The 20,525-nt window shown below is 23.8% G+C and carries 18 protein-coding genes; 5 read left to right on the top strand and 13 right to left on the bottom strand.

Features of this window, described 5'->3' with window-relative positions; all coding sequences use genetic code 11:
• Window positions 1–451 precede the first annotated feature (451 nt).
• On the top strand, window positions 452–1,858 hold the full coding sequence (gene uhpT, locus Q4E08_RS05980) for a hexose-6-phosphate:phosphate antiporter (RefSeq protein WP_303129381.1): 1,407 nt from the start codon (window positions 452–454) through the stop codon (window positions 1,856–1,858).
• A gap of 296 nt (window positions 1,859–2,154) precedes the next feature.
• Here uhpT and Q4E08_RS05975 read toward each other — a convergent pair whose 3' ends face one another.
• The 4 genes from Q4E08_RS05975 to Q4E08_RS05960 all read right to left on the bottom strand — a co-directional run bounded on the left by Q4E08_RS05975 (window position 2,155) and on the right by Q4E08_RS05960 (window position 8,811).
• Window positions 2,155–2,496, bottom strand: a complete 342-nt coding sequence (locus Q4E08_RS05975) for a zinc ribbon domain-containing protein YjdM (RefSeq protein ID WP_303129380.1) — start codon at window positions 2,494–2,496, stop codon at window positions 2,155–2,157.
• A 319-nt stretch (window positions 2,497–2,815) separates the two neighbouring features.
• On the bottom strand, window positions 2,816–4,543 hold the full coding sequence (locus tag Q4E08_RS05970) for an MFS transporter (protein WP_303129378.1): 1,728 nt from the start codon (window positions 4,541–4,543) through the stop codon (window positions 2,816–2,818).
• A 371-nt stretch (window positions 4,544–4,914) separates the two neighbouring features.
• Window positions 4,915–8,028, bottom strand: coding sequence for a DEAD/DEAH box helicase (locus tag Q4E08_RS05965; RefSeq protein ID WP_303129372.1), 3,114 nt, complete (start codon window positions 8,026–8,028; stop codon window positions 4,915–4,917).
• Between the two features lie 186 nt (window positions 8,029–8,214).
• Window positions 8,215–8,811 carry a lytic transglycosylase domain-containing protein gene (locus Q4E08_RS05960; protein WP_303129370.1) on the bottom strand — a complete coding sequence of 199 codons (597 nt, stop codon included), beginning with the start codon at window positions 8,809–8,811 and terminating at the stop codon, window positions 8,215–8,217.
• Window positions 8,812–9,216: 405 nt separating this feature from the next.
• Between Q4E08_RS05960 and fliB the strand changes: the two genes are divergently transcribed.
• Entirely contained in the window at window positions 9,217–10,353 is a 1,137-nt protein-coding gene (gene fliB, locus Q4E08_RS05955; protein ID WP_303129368.1) for a flagellin lysine-N-methylase, read from the top strand.
• A gap of 134 nt (window positions 10,354–10,487) precedes the next feature.
• On the opposite strand, the gene Q4E08_RS05950 is transcribed toward fliB, so the two are convergent.
• Entirely contained in the window at window positions 10,488–11,414 is a 927-nt protein-coding gene (locus Q4E08_RS05950; RefSeq protein ID WP_303129367.1) for a hypothetical protein, read from the bottom strand.
• A gap of 388 nt (window positions 11,415–11,802) precedes the next feature.
• On the opposite strand from Q4E08_RS05950, the gene Q4E08_RS05945 reads away from it, so the two are divergent.
• Together Q4E08_RS05945 and Q4E08_RS05940 are read left to right on the top strand one after the other, a co-directional pair.
• The gene (locus tag Q4E08_RS05945; RefSeq protein ID WP_303129360.1) at window positions 11,803–12,399 is read left to right on the top strand and encodes an ECF transporter S component; all 597 of its coding nucleotides are present in this window, start codon (window positions 11,803–11,805) and stop codon (window positions 12,397–12,399) included.
• Window positions 12,400–12,525: 126 nt separating this feature from the next.
• Window positions 12,526–13,215 carry an MgtC/SapB family protein gene (locus Q4E08_RS05940; RefSeq protein WP_303129358.1) on the top strand — a complete coding sequence of 230 codons (690 nt, stop codon included), beginning with the start codon at window positions 12,526–12,528 and terminating at the stop codon, window positions 13,213–13,215.
• Window positions 13,216–13,442: 227 nt separating this feature from the next.
• On the opposite strand, the gene Q4E08_RS05935 is transcribed toward Q4E08_RS05940, so the two are convergent.
• Window positions 13,443–14,474: a pyruvate kinase gene (locus Q4E08_RS05935; RefSeq protein WP_303129356.1), complete on the bottom strand. Its 1,032-nt coding sequence runs from the start codon at window positions 14,472–14,474 to the stop codon at window positions 13,443–13,445.
• A gap of 165 nt (window positions 14,475–14,639) precedes the next feature.
• Complete coding sequence (locus tag Q4E08_RS05930) at window positions 14,640–15,089, bottom strand: N-acetylmuramoyl-L-alanine amidase (RefSeq protein ID WP_303129355.1); 450 nt, start codon at window positions 15,087–15,089, stop codon at window positions 14,640–14,642.
• A gap of 135 nt (window positions 15,090–15,224) precedes the next feature.
• Between Q4E08_RS05930 and Q4E08_RS05925 the strand changes: the two genes are divergently transcribed.
• Window positions 15,225–15,722, top strand: a complete 498-nt coding sequence (locus Q4E08_RS05925) for a DUF4883 family protein (protein ID WP_303129353.1) — start codon at window positions 15,225–15,227, stop codon at window positions 15,720–15,722.
• 32 nt (window positions 15,723–15,754) lie between these two features.
• Here the strand turns inward: Q4E08_RS05925 and folK are convergent, their stop codons facing one another.
• From folK to pabB, 6 genes are read right to left on the bottom strand one after another with little or no spacing between them, the layout of a single operon-like run.
• A complete protein-coding gene (gene folK / locus Q4E08_RS05920; RefSeq protein WP_303129351.1) occupies window positions 15,755–16,564 on the bottom strand; it encodes a 2-amino-4-hydroxy-6-hydroxymethyldihydropteridine diphosphokinase in 810 nt (269 codons plus the stop codon).
• Between the two features lie 15 nt (window positions 16,565–16,579).
• Window positions 16,580–17,389, bottom strand: a complete 810-nt coding sequence (gene folP / locus Q4E08_RS05915) for a dihydropteroate synthase (RefSeq protein ID WP_303129349.1) — start codon at window positions 17,387–17,389, stop codon at window positions 16,580–16,582.
• Between the two features lie 19 nt (window positions 17,390–17,408).
• Window positions 17,409–17,885, bottom strand: coding sequence for an HD domain-containing protein (locus Q4E08_RS05910; protein ID WP_303129348.1), 477 nt, complete (start codon window positions 17,883–17,885; stop codon window positions 17,409–17,411).
• 10 nt (window positions 17,886–17,895) lie between these two features.
• Complete coding sequence (folE, locus tag Q4E08_RS05905) at window positions 17,896–18,447, bottom strand: GTP cyclohydrolase I FolE (RefSeq protein WP_303129346.1); 552 nt, start codon at window positions 18,445–18,447, stop codon at window positions 17,896–17,898.
• Window positions 18,448–18,468: 21 nt separating this feature from the next.
• Window positions 18,469–19,215 carry an aminotransferase class IV gene (locus tag Q4E08_RS05900; protein WP_303129344.1) on the bottom strand — a complete coding sequence of 249 codons (747 nt, stop codon included), beginning with the start codon at window positions 19,213–19,215 and terminating at the stop codon, window positions 18,469–18,471.
• Window positions 19,212–20,525 (bottom strand): aminodeoxychorismate synthase component I, encoded by a 1,314-nt coding sequence (pabB, locus tag Q4E08_RS05895; RefSeq protein ID WP_303129342.1) that lies wholly within the window; start codon window positions 20,523–20,525, stop codon window positions 19,212–19,214. The genes Q4E08_RS05900 and pabB overlap by 4 nt, the downstream gene beginning before the upstream one ends.

The raw sequence follows: 20,525 nt of genomic DNA, 5'->3' as shown, positions 1-20,525 counted from the left end.
ATAATAAATACTCCTTAATTTATGCAAAATTTAATTTACTCCTTCGAAGAAACCTTTATTTTTTTACAATAAATATTTTCACTAGAAAATACGTAAATCCATAAATTTTAAGAATATTAATTTGAAATAGTTATAAATACTAATAATCTAAATATATTTCAAAGAAATAACGTTTTATTATATTTCCTAAAGAAAACGTTTTTATATATATATTTTTTTAATATAACCCTTAAATTGCAATTAATTTATCATAATTAACTATCATATAATATCAATATTAAATTCATTCATAAACCTCAAAACTAAATGTTACATTTATGAAACATTTTAGAGATTTTTTTGTTTATATTTTATTTTATTATACATCTGTAAATGTTTTCTGAAAACATTTTCCAGGATTTATTACTGTACACTTATTAAAAAAAATTAAATTAAGTAAGGAGAGGTCTATATGAACACAATAAGCAAATTTTTTAGTATTAACAAAAAACCTGTTTCTGTTCCAATAGAAGTTCAAAGAAAACAATGGGCAAAACAATTTTTAAAAGCGTTCTTTGTTGTATTTGTTGTTTATGCTTGTATGTATTTAATTAGAAATAACTTCAAAGCAGCACAACCACTTTTAAAAGGACAACTAGGGTATACTACATCTGAACTTGGATACATAGGATTCGGTTTTTCAATTACATATGCAATAGGTAAAACTTTATTAGGATACATAATTGATGGTAGAAATGCAAAACGTATAGTTTCATTTTTATTAGCTATGGCAGCAACTATAGTATTAGTAATAGGACTTTTATTACTTGCTGGTAAGCAACCATCAGGAATTATATTATTACTTTGGGGATTAAGTGGATTTTTACAAGCTCCAGGAGGTCCAGCAGCTTACTCAACTATTTCAAGATGGACTCCAACAATTAAAAGAGGTAGATATTTAGGATTTTGGAATATGTCTCACAATATAGGTGGAGCTGTTGCTGGAATACTTGCTCTATGGGGTGCAAATACTTTCTTCCATGGAAACGTTGCAGGTATGTTTATATTCCCTGCAATAATAGCACTTATAGTTGGTGTTGTCTTAATGTTTGTTGGTAAAGATGAACCTGAAGAATTAGGTTGGAATAGAGCTGAAGAAATATTTGGTGAACCTGTAGATGAAGATAATATCGAAAGTGAATCAATGACTAAATTTGAAATTTTCAAAAAATACGTTTTAAAGAATCCTTGGATTTGGGTACTTTGCGTATCAAATGTTTTCGTATACATAGTACGTATTGGAATAGATAACTGGGCACCACTTTATGTTACTGAACACTTAGGATTTGGAATTGGTGATGCCGTTGATACAATTTTCTATTTTGAAATGGGTGCTCTTTTAGGAAGTATGACTTGGGGATATGTATCTGACCTTTTAAAAGGAAGAAGAGCTGTTCTTGCAGCATTCTTATTAGGAATCACTGCATTTGCTGTACTTGGATATAGATATGCTACTAGCGTTACAATGATAAATGTATCATTATTCTGCTTAGGTGCATTAATATTTGGACCACAACTTCTAATTGGTGTATCAATAGTAGGCTTTACACCAAAGAAAGCAACAACTGTAACTAACGGATTAAGTGGAACATTTGGATATCTTTTTGGTGATTCAACAGCTAAAGTTGCACTTGCAAAAATTGCTGACCCAAAATCATCAGGTATAACAGTATTTGGTACAACTCTTCACGGTTGGAATGATGTTTTCGTTGTATTCTATGCAGCACTTATCATAGGTGTAATATTACTTCTAGTAGTTGCTTATGGTGAAGAAAAGAAAATCAGAAAACTTAGAAGAAAAAAATTAGAATGTAATTAATAAATTAGCTCATAAATAAACCTTTATTTATAAATTAAAAAAGTAGTAGATTAAAATGTTCTCTCAAAATCTTACGCATTTTAACCTACTACTTTCTTTTTTCTTTAAAACAAAATTCATTTAGATATTCTTTTATATTCTTTTATAATATATAATTATATCTACAGTATATAATTCTATCTTCTATCTTCTATCTTATTTTATATAATATTTCTTATATTTAATTTAAACATATAAAACAATTATATAACAAAAAAGCTAGGAATCTTCCTAACCTTTTATATCAATTATTTTAATTATAATTTTTTAACGAATTCTGATTTTAATTGCATAGCGCCAAATCCATCAATTTTGCAATCAATGTTATGGTCTCCTTCAACTAAACGTATATTCTTAACTTTTGTACCTTTTTTAAGTGCTGATGAAGCTCCTTTTACTTTAAGGTCTTTAATTACAGTTACAGAATCTCCGTCATTTAATATGTTTCCATTTGCATCTTTAACAACTAATATATCTTCATTGCTTCCATTATCTGATGATTCATTCCATTCATGAGCACACTCTGGACATACAAACATATTTCCATCTTCATATGTATATTCTGAATTACATTTTGGACAATTTGGTAACTTAAACATAATTTCATCCCCTTTACTTATTATATATAATAATTCCTATTATTTATTAAAAAATATAATAAATACACTATATGCCTATATACTATATCATATTATTTTTTTATTTTCAAATTTTTAGCCATATTTTATTAAATTTTAGCTTTTAAAGTAATTAAGTCTTATTTTCTTCATTTAATATTAAAAATCTTATAATTAAACCTATTGTAATATAAAATAAAAAAGAATTAGGTTATTAACCTAATTCTTTTTTAAATTATTGATTTTAAAATATTTATTAATTTTAATTAATATTTACATAAATAAATTCTAAAATTTAATTTTATTCTACAACTTCATTTTTCTTTTTTAAGAAAAGTGCTACACAAAAACCTATTGCAGCTATTATAGCTAATGTAACAAATAATCCTAAAAAACCATTATTTAATGTTTGTTGGAATGTATTTTGTATAGCTACTTTAGATGCCTCAACTTGATGTATATAGTCATTCTTCATATTGTTAAAAATTACATTTACATCAGCATTTGGTGGAATGTGACCTACTAAACTTTTTTCTATAGCTGGTCTTGCCTTATCAAACATAAAACTTGAAAATTCTTTCATTACATTTGCTATACTTGTAACATCTGCATTTTGAAAAGAGTTTAATATATGTCTTGGTACATCACCACTACCAATTGATTGTGACATACTACCTGTCATACCCTTAATTGGTGGCATAACTTCCATTAACTTTGATGGCATTTTATCTCCTGCAACTGCTATAAAATTAACTAATATATTAGGTGAAATAGCAATACCTAAACTTTTTATTAATGATACTGTTGCTTGAGCTGAACTTGCATCAGTTTTCTTAACATTTACTTGCATTAAATAATTAAGTGGTGTTCCCATTGTTAATCCCATACCTATACCCATTAATATAAGGGCTATAAATAACATTGGAGCACTATTGGTCTTACAAACATTCAATGCTAGTAACAAAGAACTTACTATAGAAAATGTAAATCCAACTAAAAGTACGGCTTTAGCTGAAAACTTATCTATAAATTTTCCACCAATAGGTGCTGCCATACCAGAACAAAGTGCCACTATAGTAATTAAATAACCACCTGATCCTTGAGGTATTCTAAGAACATTTTCTCCAAATTGTGGAATAAAAACTACACTCATCATTCCACAACCTACTACAAAAGCCATTATTAAAGTTATAACTATATTTCTATTTTTAAAGAAATTTAAATTTAATACTGGATCTTCTGCTTTTTTCTCTAAATATATAAATATAGGTAATAATACAACAAATATTATTAAATAAGGATATACCTTTGTTGATGTTATTGAACTATAAAAATCATGGAAATTTAAATTAGTAACTCCATACATAATTCCAAGTATCATTAAAGATAAAATTACACTTCCCTTAACATCAAGCTTTCTATCTGTATATTTAGGTTCTTGTATTTTTACCTTTATTGATATTAATAACACTATTATACATATAGGAACATTTATAAAAAATAATATTCCCCAGTTATCATTACCAAATAAATTTAGTATAGCTGAACCAATTGTAGGTCCAAGTGTTGTTGCTATTCCATAAGTTGCTCCAGTAATTCCAAGTGCACTACCTCTTTTTTCCTTTGGAAAACTTTCTCCTATAAATGCTGTTGCAATTGGCATTATTCCACCACCACCAACAGCTTGTATTACTCTAGCCACAATTAAAAATGAATAACTATTTAAGTAATCAGAAATTCCACTTAATGCTGAACCTATACCAAATATAGCTATTGATATTACAAATAATTTTTTCTTTCCATATCTATCAGCTAATTTTCCTGAAATAGGCATAACAACTGCATAAACTAAAGTATATATTGTAATCATCCAAATTGAAACATCCGCACTTACATTTAAAGCATCTGCTATAATTGTTCTTGCTGGTGAAACAATTCCATCGTCCATAGCCCCTATGAATATTCCCAATAAAAACATTACCATAAGTATATTCTGGACTTTTTTACTATATCCATTTTCGTTTTCCATTTTGTACCTCCTGTATATTTATCAATTACTCTTACACTTATATTGTAAAATTATCATATTCAAAAGGCTATGTTAAAACTGTTAGATTTTCTTTAATTTAATTTGTAATTATTATTAATTTTATTTTTATTTTATTTTTATTTATACACTCTTTTAAAATTATGTTCAAATTGTATATAAAAAAATAAGAAATACTTTATATAAATATTTCTTATTTTAAATCATATTTAATTATAATTTTTTAAAATTTACCCTTAAAGTCTTAAAAACACTTGCTTTATAAATGTTATATTTCTTTTTTAAACATGCTTCATTTCATATTGTAAATTACTTCATATTATTAATAATTTATATTATTTTCTAAAATACTATTAATCAAATAACTTCATTATTTCCTCTTCTGTTAATTTCTTAAGCTTTTGTCCATCCATAACTTTTCCATCCATAAGACTTTGAATAAGTTCCTTCTTCTCTTCTTGCATAAGCACAATTTTTTCTTCAATCGTATCTTTTGCTACAAGTTTTATTACTTCTACAATATTTTTCTGTCCAAATCTATGGGCCCTATCTGTCGCTTGATCTTCAATGGCTGGATTCCACCAAGGATCAAAATGTATTACTAAATTAGCTGATGTTAAATTTAAACCTACTCCCCCAGCTTTTAATGAAATTAAAAATACTTTTATATCCTTATCTTCATTAAACAATTTAACTCTATCAACTCTTTCCTTTGCCGAAGTTTTTCCATCTAAATATGTATACTTTATTCCTCTTTCTTTAAAATCATATTCTATATTCTTAAGAACAGATGTAAATTGTGAAAATAAAAGTATCTTTTTATTTGATTTTGCATTATCTATTATTTCTTTAACAACTTCAATCTTAGAACTTTTAAAAGAATAATCTTTAATTACAAGGGATGGGTCTAAACATAACTCTCTTAATTTAGTTAAATATGAAAATAAATTTATATCATTAGATTGTTTTATTTTATTTTTTATTTCTTTTACATATGATTTATATATATTCTTTTGTTTACTATTAAGTTCAACTAAGTATTTCTTTTCAACCTTATCAGGAAGCTCATCCAAAACATCTTCTTTTACTCTTCTAAGTACAAATGGTGTTATAAGAGATTTTAATTCTTCTGTATTAGAAGTATTTATAAAACGTTCCCTAAACCTTTCTTTACTAAATAAATATCCTGGCATAATAAAATCAAATATTGACCAAAGTTCTATTAAATTATTTTCTATTGGAGTTCCAGTTAATGCTATATTACTTTTTGATTTTATGTTCTTTACTGTTTCAGTTATTTTAGCAGTAGGATTTTTTATATTTTGAGCTTCATCTATTATAAAGTAATCAAAGGTTATGCTTTTATATTTTTCTTCATCATTTTTAAGTGTTCCATATGTAGTTAATATTACATCATAATTTTTATAATTATTTATTATATTTTCTCTTGTATTTTTGTTTCCATGTACTAAACCAACTTTAATTGTAGGTGCAAATTTTTCAAATTCATCTTGCCAATTATAAATTAATGCAGTTGGAGTAACTACTAAACTTTTTGTCTTTTTTTGAGATAATAAAAATGCTATTATTTGAATTGTTTTTCCAAGTCCCATATCATCTGCAAGTATACAGCCAAAACCTAATGAAGTTACTTCATTTATCCACTTAAAGCCATCTTTTTGATAATTTCTAAGGGTTCCATTTAATTTCTTTGGTACAAGTTTTCTTTTATATTCTTTATTTAATAACTTTTTAACTATTTCCTGAAATATATTACTACCTTTTATAAAAGATAAGTTTCTATTTTTTAATTTTTCACTAATATAAATACTTTTATTTTTATCTATGTAAATTTCATTCTCCTTTATATTATCAAAACCTAAATCTTCTATAAGATTTAAAAACTGCACAACCCCAGGGTCTTCTAAATCTAAATAAGAATTTTTTCTTTTATAAAACTTATTTCCATTTCTCATATTGCTTATAGCATCTTTAATTTCTTTTATAGTAAAATCATAAATATTATATTTAAGAGTATAAAAGTTATCAAATTCTTCAAAGCTTGAATGAATCGATGATGAATTTATTAAATTAAAGTCTTCTAAATCCTTTGAAATTTTAACTATTCCAATGTCATTTAACCTTTTAAATCCTATATTTAAAAGATTAAATATATCATCGTCAGTTCCTATAAACATAAAATCTTTATCTTTTTTTATAAATTTAAGTTTTTCAAGCTCCATACTTATTAATATTTCTTTTTTATAGTCTCTTAAGAAACTATTATCACCTTGATTTTTTATTAAATCAATTATATATCCTGAATAATTAAGTTTTACATTACAATATATTTTTTCTTTTTCTTTATAAAAATAAAAATTAGGCCTAATTAAATTCTTTTTGTATTCTTTTATATTTTCATCTAATACAACATTATTAGTTATATTTTTAAGTTCTTCTAATAATTTATTTAAACTATGTAATGATTTATCATAATATAATTCACTAGATTTAATAAATTTTTTATATAAAGGTATATAAGAATTCAATTGTTTTTCTTTTGGTAAATAAATGTTTCTATCAAATAACATTACATCACCATAATTATTAAGTAAAATAGGAAATTTATTATGATGTCTTAAAATAAATTTATTATCTTTAAGTCTTACTGTTAATGAAACTGGTACATTTATCTTTTTTACCTTAACTTCATAATTTATAAAATTATAATTCAATATTATTTTCTTGTCTTTATGTATTAATTTTAAAAAATCCTTTATCTCATTTTGATATAATTTTAAGCATTTTCCGTTTGCTCTATTTTTATTTCTCTTTATAAATTCAATTATTTCTTTATCTTCTTTTATAAACTCATCTTTATTCTTATTATAGGTAAAAGCCTCATTAAATTTTATATACTCTTCAGTTTCACTTTTTCTTATAAATTCTTTTATGTCTGTTATTAAATGAGTACCTAAAACCCCTATCTTAAATTCACATTGAAATGATTTTATTCCATCATTAACAATACATTTTATTATTATATCTAAAGATAAAAACCTTTTACTTTTTAAACATTTTTCTAAGGTTTCATCTTTTTTACTTACTAATTTTTCTTCTTTCTTTTTTATGTTTTTCTTTGCAACACTATAAAAGGCAAAAAATGTTCCTACTATATGCTTACAAACATAATTTTTTATCTGTTTTCTATTTTCTTTAAATGTTTCACAAGTACATTTTGTATCAATTATTTTATCTGTTTTATTATTAATTTTTATATGAGTTCTATATATGCTACTTTTATTATCATTTAAAACTTTACCATATATGTGATATATATTATCTATATTTTTTCCTTTTAAATCTTTTATATATGATTCTTTTAATAGTTTTTCTCCTTGTGTTCTTGTATATAAAGAGCTTAATCTTATCATCCCTTTTTGCATTATTTCTAAATTCAAATACACCCCACCTCCTTATTCAATAAAATATTATATCATAATTTATAAATTAAATTTTTAATTTACTTTTTCTTTTAAATAGCTAAAATACCTATTTTAAAATTTATACAAAATCTCTAAATATATTGAAGATAATTTTATTTTTATAAAAAAAGAAAGTCATTACTGACTTTCAATACTTGCTTCAATATATTATTTTTCTTCATTACCATAAATCTTTTTGTACATTTTATATGCCTTATTTACTTTTTCAACATACTCTCTAGTTTCAGGGAAAGGTATATTATGAAGATTATCTCCATCTTTTGAATATTTTTGATCTCTTAGCCAATTGTTAACGTTCCCTCTTCCTCCATTGTATGCTGCAATAACTAAATCCCTATCATTAAACTCCTTAAATAAATCTTTTAAATAAAAACACCCAAATTCTATATTAATTTCTGGATTATATAAATCATTTACCATAAAATTTCTATATCCTATTTTATTTGCAATTTCCTTTCCAGTCTCTTCTGTTATTTGCATTAAGCCAATAGCTCCTACAGATGACTTTGCCTTTTCTTCAAAATTACTTTCAACTTTAATGACTGATAAAACAAATAATGGGTTTAAATTATATTTTTTACTATACTTATTTACTATAGATTCATACTTATAAGGATATTGTAATTTCTCTACCCTATCTTTTATAGAAAATGCAAGCTTTGTCCCGAAAAATAATAGTAAAACAAGTATTGTCAATGATGTTATTCTACGTCTTATTTGCATTTGTTTTCTTTTTTTATTCATACTACCTCCTTTTACATCATTATCTCATTTAATACTTACATTAATATTAAATATTTTATAATTTTAATGTCTATAATCTATAAAAAATTTATAGTCAATCAAATAATTTATTTTAATGCTTTACCTTTATAATAAATTATACATCTATATAAATAAGTTACAACAAACATAATTCTTATTTTATTAAATATTATTATATTATTTTATAAAAATAAATGCTAAAATATTAAAGTATGTCTTAAAACAAACTAAAGATAAAGATGATAATATAAAATATTTAAAAGAGAACCTGTAATCTTATATTAAATTTAGTCAAAACTAATAATTAATTAGAAAATATAATTTGATACATAATTACAATACTTAAATAAATTATATTTTTATCTAAGAAAGATGGTGTTAGTTTTGAAGTTAAATTTCTTTATGCCAAAATATATGGCTAACTTTAAATGTATAGGTCCAAACTGTACTGATACTTGCTGTGCTGGTTGGGATATAAACATAGATGAATATACCTTTAATAAATATGAAAATAGCAAGGATAAACTTAAACTTTTAGTTAAGGATAAATATATACAAAATAAAAAAAGTAATGATTCATTTAATTATGGATTTATGATTATAGAAAATACAAATAAATGTCCCTTTTTAAATGATAGTATGCTATGTGATATTCACGGAAATTGTGGTGAAGAAAATTTATCAATAACTTGTAGAAGATATCCTAGAGTATTTAATATTATCGATAATATATATGAAAAAAGTGGAATTCCTTCTTGTGAAGAAGTTTGCAAAAAAGCATTTCTAAATAAAGATAAAATGGAATTTATAGAAACATCTGAAATTATAGATGAAAATTCTATTGAAATACGAAGAATGATAGATAGCGAAGCTTTTATTGGAAGTGATAGTCTACTACAATATTTTTGGGATATAAGGGTTATATCTATAAATATTATGCAAAATAGAAACTTTAATATTGAAGAAAGACTTTCTATTCTTAAAAACTTTTATTCTAATCTTGAAAAATTAAGAGATAATAATGATTTTTATAATATAGAAATATTTCTAGAAAATTTAAATGATGAAAATTTTAATTTTAATTCACTAAAAGAAAGTAACTTTACTGAAAATACTGATTTTTATAATTTAATTTTAAGTGATAATTTATTTAATAATGTTATTGGTGTTAAGATAAAATCTTTTTTACAAAAATTAAGAAAAGACATATTAAAAATAGAGAAAGATTTTAAAAATATAAATTTAAATAAAATTAACCTAGATAATTATAACTACATTTTTGAAAATTACTTAGTAAATCAAATTTTTAAAGATATAATACCTTTTAATAAAGGAATGAATTTAGGTGCTAGCATAAAAGTTGTTATAAATACTTATAGAATAATTAAAGCTTATATTTTATGTTCATGTACATATTCTAAAGAATTATTAACAGAACATCATATAATAAAGATTATTCAAGCACTAAGTAAAGATACTGAGCATAATAAAGTTTTTAAAGAAATTTTAGAAAATAGTTAAAAAGAGTAAATACATATTGTATTTACTCTAATTTTTATTGTTATAATTTATTATAATTAATAAAATCATAATTATAACTTATACTACTTATTTAATAAATTATAAACTATTTTTCTGTAATAAACCAACTTTTACTAATAACTTGCTAAATATAAATCTGGTTTGCCTCCATCACCTCTTACAACAACATAGACTTCATTAGTTTTTTCTACTGGTACAAGATATGTAGCTCTTCCATACCCCTCACCACTAGCTACAACTTCATGATATATTCTATTATCTATATTTATCATTCCATTATAATCTAAATTAGTATATCCTGAAGTTAATTTCTTAACTAAACTAATAGCTCTATCTTTACTATTGGCTTTTTCTGATTCATTATTTTCTTTATTTTTTATAACCTTATTATGGATATTATTATTTTTTTGTTTATTTATGTTTTCTTCATTTTTTATTTCTTTCTCTTTTTTTACTTCCTCTTGCTTTTTTCTTTCTTCCTCTATTTTTCTTTTTTCATTCTCTATTTTATTTAATTCTGAATCAACTTTTACTTTTAAATCTTTAACTTGATTTTTTTGATTTTTACTTAAACTTTCTTTTTCTATATTATTAATCAAACTCTTAGCATTATTAAAATCTTGTTTATTTATTAATTCTTTAATTTTATTTATATTATTCATATTTTCTATTGAATGATTTATTTCAACTTTTAATTTATCAACATCATCTTTAAAATTATTAATTTCCTTGTAATTGTTATTAACTTTATTTATTTCTTCATTAGCTTCCTTTATTTTTTCTTCATTAAATAATTTTTTAGAACACAAATATTCTTCTATCATTTCTTTTTCTTCTAAAACTTTCTTATAATTTAATTTATAATTCAATGCTAAATTAAATTTTTCTAAAGCTTTATCATACTTTCCTTCATCAATAAATTCTGTTCCCTCTTTAAATGCATTACTTGCACTTAAATTATTATAAAATAAATAAGATGCTATTCCTAAAATTATAAAAACAATAATCACACCTATTGATATCTTATATCCTTTTTTCATCTTTTATCCCCCTGTTATATAATCAATTATTTATTAAATTTGCTTTATATAAAATAATGCTCATTTTTAAAACAACCTTCAGTATACAGTATGAATTTTATTAATTCAAATATATTTTTTCATACAGTTCATATTTATTTTACATTTACCTAATATTAGATTATTTCTAACTTAACCTTAAATTCACAAAATAGTTTGATTATTTTTTAACAATATTTTATTGTAATAATAAGTAATACATTATATAATTTTCCTTGTAAATAAAAGTTAAATTTAGTTAGTATACTTTTATTGTAACTAAACTTAATAATGTTTAATTTTTATTTCTTACTAACTTAATAAAATTCAACTTATATCCTATAAGGAATAAGAATGGAGGATGAACATTTTGGAAAAATCACAAGAAAGAAAAAAATTTAAAGCGAGAAAAATTACAATTACCGGTATGTTATCATCATTACTAATAATGTTTGGTATTACAGGTCTAGGTTATATCCCTATACCTATACCACCATTTCATACTACAATAATGCATATACCTGTTATAATAGGTTCTATTTTAGAAGGCCCAATAATAGGTGGCTTTTTAGGTCTTATATTTGGATTAACTAGCATGTTTCAAGCTATAAAATCTCCTACACCAGTTTCTTTTATATTCTTAAATCCATTAGTCTCAGTATTACCAAGAATATTAATTGGAATAACTCCTTGGTTAACTATAAAATTATTAAAAGTCATAAAAAAAGGCTCTTTAAAAATAATTATAGCAACATTTATAGGATCCTTTACTAATACTATAGGTGTTCTTTCCGCAATATATATACTATATTTTTATGAATATATTAGAGTTCTTGGAATAAGTGAATTTGCAGCTAATTCTACATTCATTGCACTAACACTAAATGGATTCGTTTCAGCTGGAATTGCTATTGCAATTTCATTACCTGTTGTATCTTCTATAAAAAAATATAAAAATCGATTTTAATTACTAAAATAAATTTTTATATTTTTTTAAAATTTATTAAACCACCTATTGTTTTATGGTAAATTGATTATATAATTATTTATTTTAATATTTATTAATTTATTTTATATTTCAAGGAGTGGTTACATGACAGTTTTAGACTTTACAATAAGAATATTAGTAGCTATAGTTTTAGGTTTTATTATAGGATTAGAAAGACAATATAGGCAAACTATTGCTGGAGGTATAAGAACAAATGTATTAGTATGTGTTGGCGCTTGCCTATTTGTAATGTATTCTTATATTGCAGTTGGTGTTGATAATCATCGTATTGCTGGACAGGTTGTAACTGGAGTTGGTTTTTTAGGTGGAGGAGTTATTTTAAGAGATGGCTTTAATATTAGAGGATTAAATACAGCAGCAACACTTTGGTGTACAGCGGCAGTTGGTATTCTTACAAGCACAGGTAACTTAATATATGCTATTATATCAGCAATCGTAATAGTTTTATTAAACATAATTTTAAGACCAATTGCTAAAAAAATGTATCATGTAAAATCTTCTAATAATGATGGTGAATACTTGTATGGTATAAGTATAAAATGTCTTGAAAGCGAAGAATTTAACATTAGATCATTACTTATGCAAATGGTTAACGAAGAAAAAATTTTTCTAAAAAAACTTGAAAGCATAGAAATTGAAAATGAAAGCAAGGTCAGAGTTAAAGCTGAAATTATGAGTATGTCAAAAAGTGATATGATAATGGAGCGAATTATAGGTGTTTTAAGTTTAGAACACGGTGTTGCTTCAATAGGTTGGAATGTATTAAATGATTAAAAATAAGCCAAATAATTTGGCTTATTTTTATTTTAATTAAATTTATTAATATTACTTATATCTAATTTTAATGTTAATAAAAAAATACTCCTCTTTAAAAGAGAAGCTTAAAAAATTAAATTAATTTTTTTATGACTGTATAAATTAAAAATAACATGCCTGCACCAAGTATAATCCAGGCCCCTTGAAGTAGTTTTGTATTAATATTATTGCCATCTTTTTCACTTTTACTCATAATTAAAATTCCTTTTATACCTTTCTAAAATTTCCAATAAAAATTTAACTGTCTTTATCGGTGCTTTTCCTACTGATGTTTCACCAGATAATAAAAATCCATTAGCTCCATTTTTCATTAAATTATATAAACAATCTACTTCTGCAAGTTCAGATGACTTTCCTTGTTTCATACTATTTAATATATGTGTTCCTATTATAAGTTCACCATTATAATCTTTTAATAACTTAAATACTTTATCTTGATATATTGGTACTTCTATAAGACCACTTTCTGGAACTAAATCACCTCTACCAATTATTACTCCATTAACCACTCTTGAAATATTAACACAATTATCTATACCTTTTGGTGTTTCTAACTTTGAAAATAATTTTATTTTATTATCTATATTTAACTCATTTATATAATTTTTAATATTCATTACATCAGTTATATTTTCAACAAAAGATTGACTTATTATATCTACCGAATTTTCTATTGCCCAGTTAATTGCTATTTTATCTTTATCAGTTAAACCAATATTTGCTCTATTAAAATTTTTAATATTACAACCCTTACCCGCTCTTACTATACCACCACGTTTAACTTTAACATGAACCCCTGAATTATCTATATTTAATATTTTAAATTTCATAGTTCCATCTTTCATTGAAATACAATTAATATTCTTATTTATAAGAAACTCATTATTTATATTTAATGGAATAATCCTTCTTTTTCCTCTTTTTATAGAGTATCCTTCATTTACATATGTATCTTCTCCACAAAATATTAATTCTTCTCCGTTATAAATTTTATATATATATGGTAAACTATCTGAAATTCTTATTTTACTTCCAGGCAAATCTACCATTATTTCTACCTTATCATCTATATTTTTTATAATCTTATATTTTTCATTAAAATCATTTATTGAACCATGAGAAAAGTTAAATCTAAATGTATTTATTCCGCTTTCTATAATTTCTTTTATTACCCATGCTTCCTTTATACTTGGCCCTAAAGTTGCTATTATTCTCATATACTTCCCCCAAAATATTAGATATATTTTTTTCTCTTTTTATACTGTTTCATTTTTCATTTATGTTTTAAACTAGTGTTGATTTTAATATAATACTTTCAAAATTAAATAATTTATAGCTCATATTAAAATCAACATTCACTTAAAACATATTTAAAGTTAATATTAAAAATATTTATCTTTTATGCATTCTATGCAATAAAGTATACTTTTTATTAATTCATCTTTTTGTATTTTTTTATTATCTGTATTTAACTTTATAATTACAGTAGGAGCCTTTATATTTTTTATTAAATAAAACTCTTCACCTTTATTAATTCTTAAATTGTTAATACCAAATTTATTTAATAATTTTATAAATTTAATTGAAAAATATTTTGACAAAGTATTATTTTTATAATAAACATGAATATTATTTTGATTACTTTGAGTTTTAATTAATAAAAAAAAATCTAATTTTGCTGAGTTTGCTAATATAGCTTTTTTAAAAACTTCTTGACCTATAGGTTCACACTTATCTAAAGACATATTTACTACATAATATCCTTCGTTTTTTAGTTCATTAATTACTGCCCTGGAAATATCAACATTATCTATATCTATACCAACTTTCATAAAAATACCTCCAAGGATTAAAATTTATTATATTATATTCAGTAAATTATAAAATGTTCTAAATTTACATAGATTAGAATAAGTTATTAAAGAATATAATTTCAAACTTATTTATAAAGATAAGGAGGTATTTTTTTGTTAAAACCTTTTAAATTTATGTTATTGTTTTTAAGTTTACTACTATTACAAGGTTGTACTTATAATTTTTCTCCAAGGTATTTTCATTTTGAAGAAAATGAAAGTAAAAATTATTATTATAATCAAATAAAAGAAAAACTATCTAATGGAGAAAAATATACTTTACAAGTTTTTGATACAAATATTTATAAATATTTTTCAGTAGATGAAGAGGATACTATAGTTCTTAAAAATTTTATTGATTCTTTAGATAATAGTAACTTCCTAGAAGAAGAAACTGATGATTTTAAATCAAAAGAAAAATTTAAATTAATAATTAATTTTAATGATTCTAATGAAGGAGAAAATAAATACATTTTTAAAATATATAATAAAACTTTTGCTAAGTTATATCCATTTGATGGTAGAATCAATGAAGATATAATTAGCATGGATAACCTTCCAATTCATTATAATTTATATGATTTTTGCTCATATATTCAAAATAAAAAATAAGATGCAAAGAGTTACCTCATTGCATCTTATTTTTATAATTCTTCAATCATTTTAAATATTCTTTTTTTAGTTAATGGATGAACTTTATTTGGTGCTATTTCTAAAAGAGGTTTAAGAACAAATTCTCTATCTTCCATTCTTGGATGTGGAATTGTTATATATTCATCATCAGTTACTAAATCGTCATAAAAAATAATATCTAAATCTATTATTCTTGGTCCCCATTTAACTATTCTCTCTCTTTTCATAGTCTTTTCTATATTTAATAATACTTCCATAAGTTCTCTTGGAGAAAGTACAGTTTTTATTTTAATAGCTCCATTTAAAAATTCATCTTGCTCTTTAAGTCCCCATGGCTCAGTTTTTATAAAACTTGAAACTTTATCTATAATAATCCCTTTTATATCTTCTAAATTATTAATTGCTTCTATTAAATTTTTTTCTTTATCACCTATATTACTTCCAATTGAAATATAAGCCTCGTGCCATCCTCTATTAATTTCAATAGCTGCATAGCTTAAATGTCTACCAATAGGTGCCCAAGGTTTTTTAACCTTAACCTTTGCATTTTTAATCATTCTATATTTTAATAATATATGTTCACAAACCTTTTCTCCAACAGTTTCTATTAAATCATAACTTTTTTCTGAAACTATTTTCTCAATTTCATAAACAAGTTCTCCATAATGAACTGAAGAATTTAAATCTCCTGTTTTTCCTGCTACAGAAAGATCTAATTCAAGTTCTATATCGAATATAAATTTTTGCCCTAATCTTTTTTCTTCTTCAAATACTCCATGATTTGCAAATATCTCTACATCCTTTAAGTGTATTTTATCCATATAAATTCCTCTTTTCTATTTTGCCTTAACTATAGCATCAGTCATTATGCAAGCTCTTTTATTTTCTAATACATCATGAACCCTAATAAACTCGCATCCTTTCATAATACCAATTACAGTTGTAGCAATAGTTCCCTCAACCCTTTGATCCTTAGGCAAATTTAAAGTTAATCCTATCATAGATTTTCTTGATGTTGCTAAAAGAACTGGATATCCCATATCTTTTATTTTTTCTAAATTATTCATAACTACTAAATTATCTTCTAAAGTTTTTGCAAAGCCTATACCTGGATCTAATATTATTTTTTCATCCTTAACACCAGCACTTTTTGCAATTTCTATACTTTCATTTAAATCTTCTATCATATCTTTCATTATATTTTTGTAATTTGTATTTTCTCTATTATGCATTAAAATACAAGGGACATCATATTTAACTGCAACATTTGCCATATTTTTATCTCTTTTAAATCCCCATACATCATTTATTATATCTGCACCAGCTTTTATTGCAGCTTCTGCTGTTTCACTTTTATATGTATCTATTGATATTGGAATATCAAACTTTTCTTTTATTGCCTTTATTACAGGAACAACTCTTTTTATCTCTTCTTCTACACCAACAAATTTTGCATCAGGTCTTGTTGATTCACCACCAATATCTATAATATCTGCACCATCATTTATTAATTTTTCTGTTTGCTTAAGTGCAGCTTCTATACTATTAAATTTTCCTCCATCAGAAAAAGAATCCGGAGTAACATTTAATATTCCCATAATATATGTTCTTTCACCTAAATTAAACTCTCTATTTCCAAGCCTCAATTTATATCACTCCTAAGTCTTAATATTTTATAATATGATTCTTCTTTTCATAATTCCAATAACATTTATTATAAGCTTTGCAATTATAACAGTTTCTAGATAACTTATCACTTATTTGTATTATTTTTTGAAAATCACTTTTTGCTAAATCTTCTCTATGTTCTTTTATAGCGTCAATTATAATATTTTTTTCTTCTTCGCTAAATGATGTATCTTTTAATATTTCTCTACTTATTATTACACTTCCTTCATGATGAGGTATACCTTCTTTATATTGAAGAACTCGTCCTATATCATGTAATAATGCTACTGCGTATATAAGTTCTTTTGAAATATTTAAATTTTCTTCAAGTATTTTTATATATGCAATTCTTGCTACATCTAAACTATGTTCCATATCATGCTTACAGAATTCTCTTTTTTCTTCCAGTTTTTCTAGTTCTTTTATAGATTTTTTAAATAAATCATTACTTAATATCTCATTTACTTTATCCATTAAAGTACCTCTATTTCATAAGTGAAAGAGCTTCGCTTCTAAGTGCCCTATCTTCTTTAAACATTCCTCTATATGAAGTTGTTATAGTTTTAGTACCTGGCTTTTTAACACCTCTCATTGTCATACAAGTATGCTCGCCTTCAATCATTACAATAACACCTTTAGCATCTAAATATTTCATTATATCATCTGCCACTTCTGAAGTTAGTTTTTCTTGAAGCTGTGGTTTCTTTGAATGTATATCAATAGTTCTTGCAAGTTTTGAAAGCCCTGCAACTTTACCATTTGGTATATATGCTATATGGGCTTTCCCAAAAAACGGAACTAAGTGATGTTCACACATTGAATAAAATACTATATCTTTTTCTATAACTAAATCATCATTTTCAACTGTAAATGATTTTTCTAAATATTCTTTTCCATCTTTATTTAATCCTGAAAATATTTCCTCATACATTCTATATACTCTATCTGGTGTCTCTAATAATCCCTCTCTATTTGGGTCTTCCCCTATACCTTCTAATATAAGTTTTACCCCTTCAATTATCTTTTCTTTATTCATAAAATACCTTCGCCCCCATTATTATAAAATTTCACTTTTGTATTTATCACTTATTATATCTATAAATTTATTTTTATCAAAGTTAAAATTATCTATTCTATTAACTTTTATTATTCCAACTAAACTATTAGTTAAAAATATTTCATCCATGCCTATTAACATTTCTAAATTTATGTTTTCTTCATAAACCTTGAAATTTTTAGTTATCCATTGTCTAACGGTACCATTTAAAAGACCATTTTTTAAATTAGGAGTATAAATTTTTTTATCTTTAATGCAAAATATATTTGCTACTGCTGTTTCACATAAAAATCCTTTTTCATTAAAAAATAATGCATCATCAAAACCATTTTCTATCGCTTTTCTCTTTTCAATTATATTTTCTATATAATTTACTGATTTTATTTTTGGCATTATAGATGTTGAATTTCTAAGTACATTAGATATTTTTAAACTTAGTCCTTTTTTGTACATATCTTCTGTATATGTATTATTTCTTAATGTTATAATTATATTTTTTTCTGTAACTGTTATTTTTAAAGCTTTATTATTACATTTCAAACTTTTTATATACTCAAATATAACTTCTTCTTCTTTTAAAGATATTTCTTTTATATTTAAAACATTAAGTGCTTCTTTAAGTCTTTTCATATGAAATTCTAAAAATTTTGCCCCATTATTTATTAAGATTGTTTCAAATACTCCAGCACCAAAAAATATTCCGTTATCTATTTTTATATCTCCATCACCTATTATTATATTTCTCATTTAAGCACCTTCATTAAAGCCTTAGCTTTTTGAATAGTTTCTTCATACTCATCTTCTTCATTAGACTCATAGGTGATTCCACCACCAACTCCAAAATAAGCCTTATCATCTTTTTTTAATATAGTTCTTATTACTATGTTAAAATCACTATTTCCTCTTAAATCAAAATATCCTATAATTCCCGTATATAAATTTCTTTTAATTCCTTCAAGTTCTTCTATTATTTCCATTGCTCTTATCTTTGGTGCTCCAGTTATAGATCCACCTGGATAAGCTTCTCTTATACACTTAACAGCTGAATTTTCAGGTTTTAAATTTCCCTCTATTGTTGAAACAAGATGAAATACTGTAGCATATTCCTCTATTTTAAATAGTTCACTTACAATTACAGAATTTTTATCACAAACCTTACTTAAATCATTTCTTTCTAAATCAACAATCATTAAAAGTTCTGCTTTATCCTTTTCACTATTCTCAAGCTCTTTTCTATAAAAATCATCTTCATTTTTATTTTTTCCCCTAGGTCTTGTTCCTTTTATAGGTCTAGTTATTACTCTTCCGTCTTTGATTTGTATAAATCTTTCAGGAGATGAACTTATAATTTGAAAGTCATTATAATTTAAATAAGCGGAAAACGGAGCCTTATTTATACTTCTTAAATGACTATAAATATCAAAAGAATCCTTTGTACAATGGCAATAAAACCTTTGAGTCATGTTGGCTATATATATATCACCATCTACTATATAATCTTTCATTCTTTTCACAGCTTTTATATACTGTTCTTTAGTAAAATTTGAATAAAATTTATTATTACCTTCCATAAAAGATTTTTCTTCTATTTTACTTCCACCTAATATTTTTTCTTCAATTTCATTTATTGATTCTTCTTTATTTTCAAGAGCCGTTATAAAACATTTATTATTTAATAAGTCAAAAATTATTATATTGTTATAAAGTATAAATCTCATATTAGGAATATTAAAATCTTCCTTTGAAGTGTTTGGTAACTTTTCTATAAGTCTTCCTGCATCATAAGATATGTATCCTATATATCCACAAATAAGTGGTATATCACTTTTAAAATTAATTTTTTTATCATTTATTCTTTTTTCTAATTCTAAAAATGGATCATTAAAAGCTTTAGGTTCAAATATTTCAAGGGGATTTAACCCTATAAAAGAATATTTTGATAAATTTTCATCTTCTTTTGAACTATCTAAAAACACACTATTTTTTTCATCTTTAAATAAATTATATATATCAAAAGGAGTAAGATTAGTTTTTATTTCTTTAATTTTAAAATCCAA

The sequence above is a fragment of the Clostridium sp. genome, from assembly GCF_030532265.1.
Classification (GTDB): domain Bacteria; phylum Bacillota; class Clostridia; order Clostridiales; family Clostridiaceae; genus Clostridium.
Note: the sequence above shows the minus strand (reverse complement) of the source record. Positions and strands in the feature narration are given on the sequence as shown.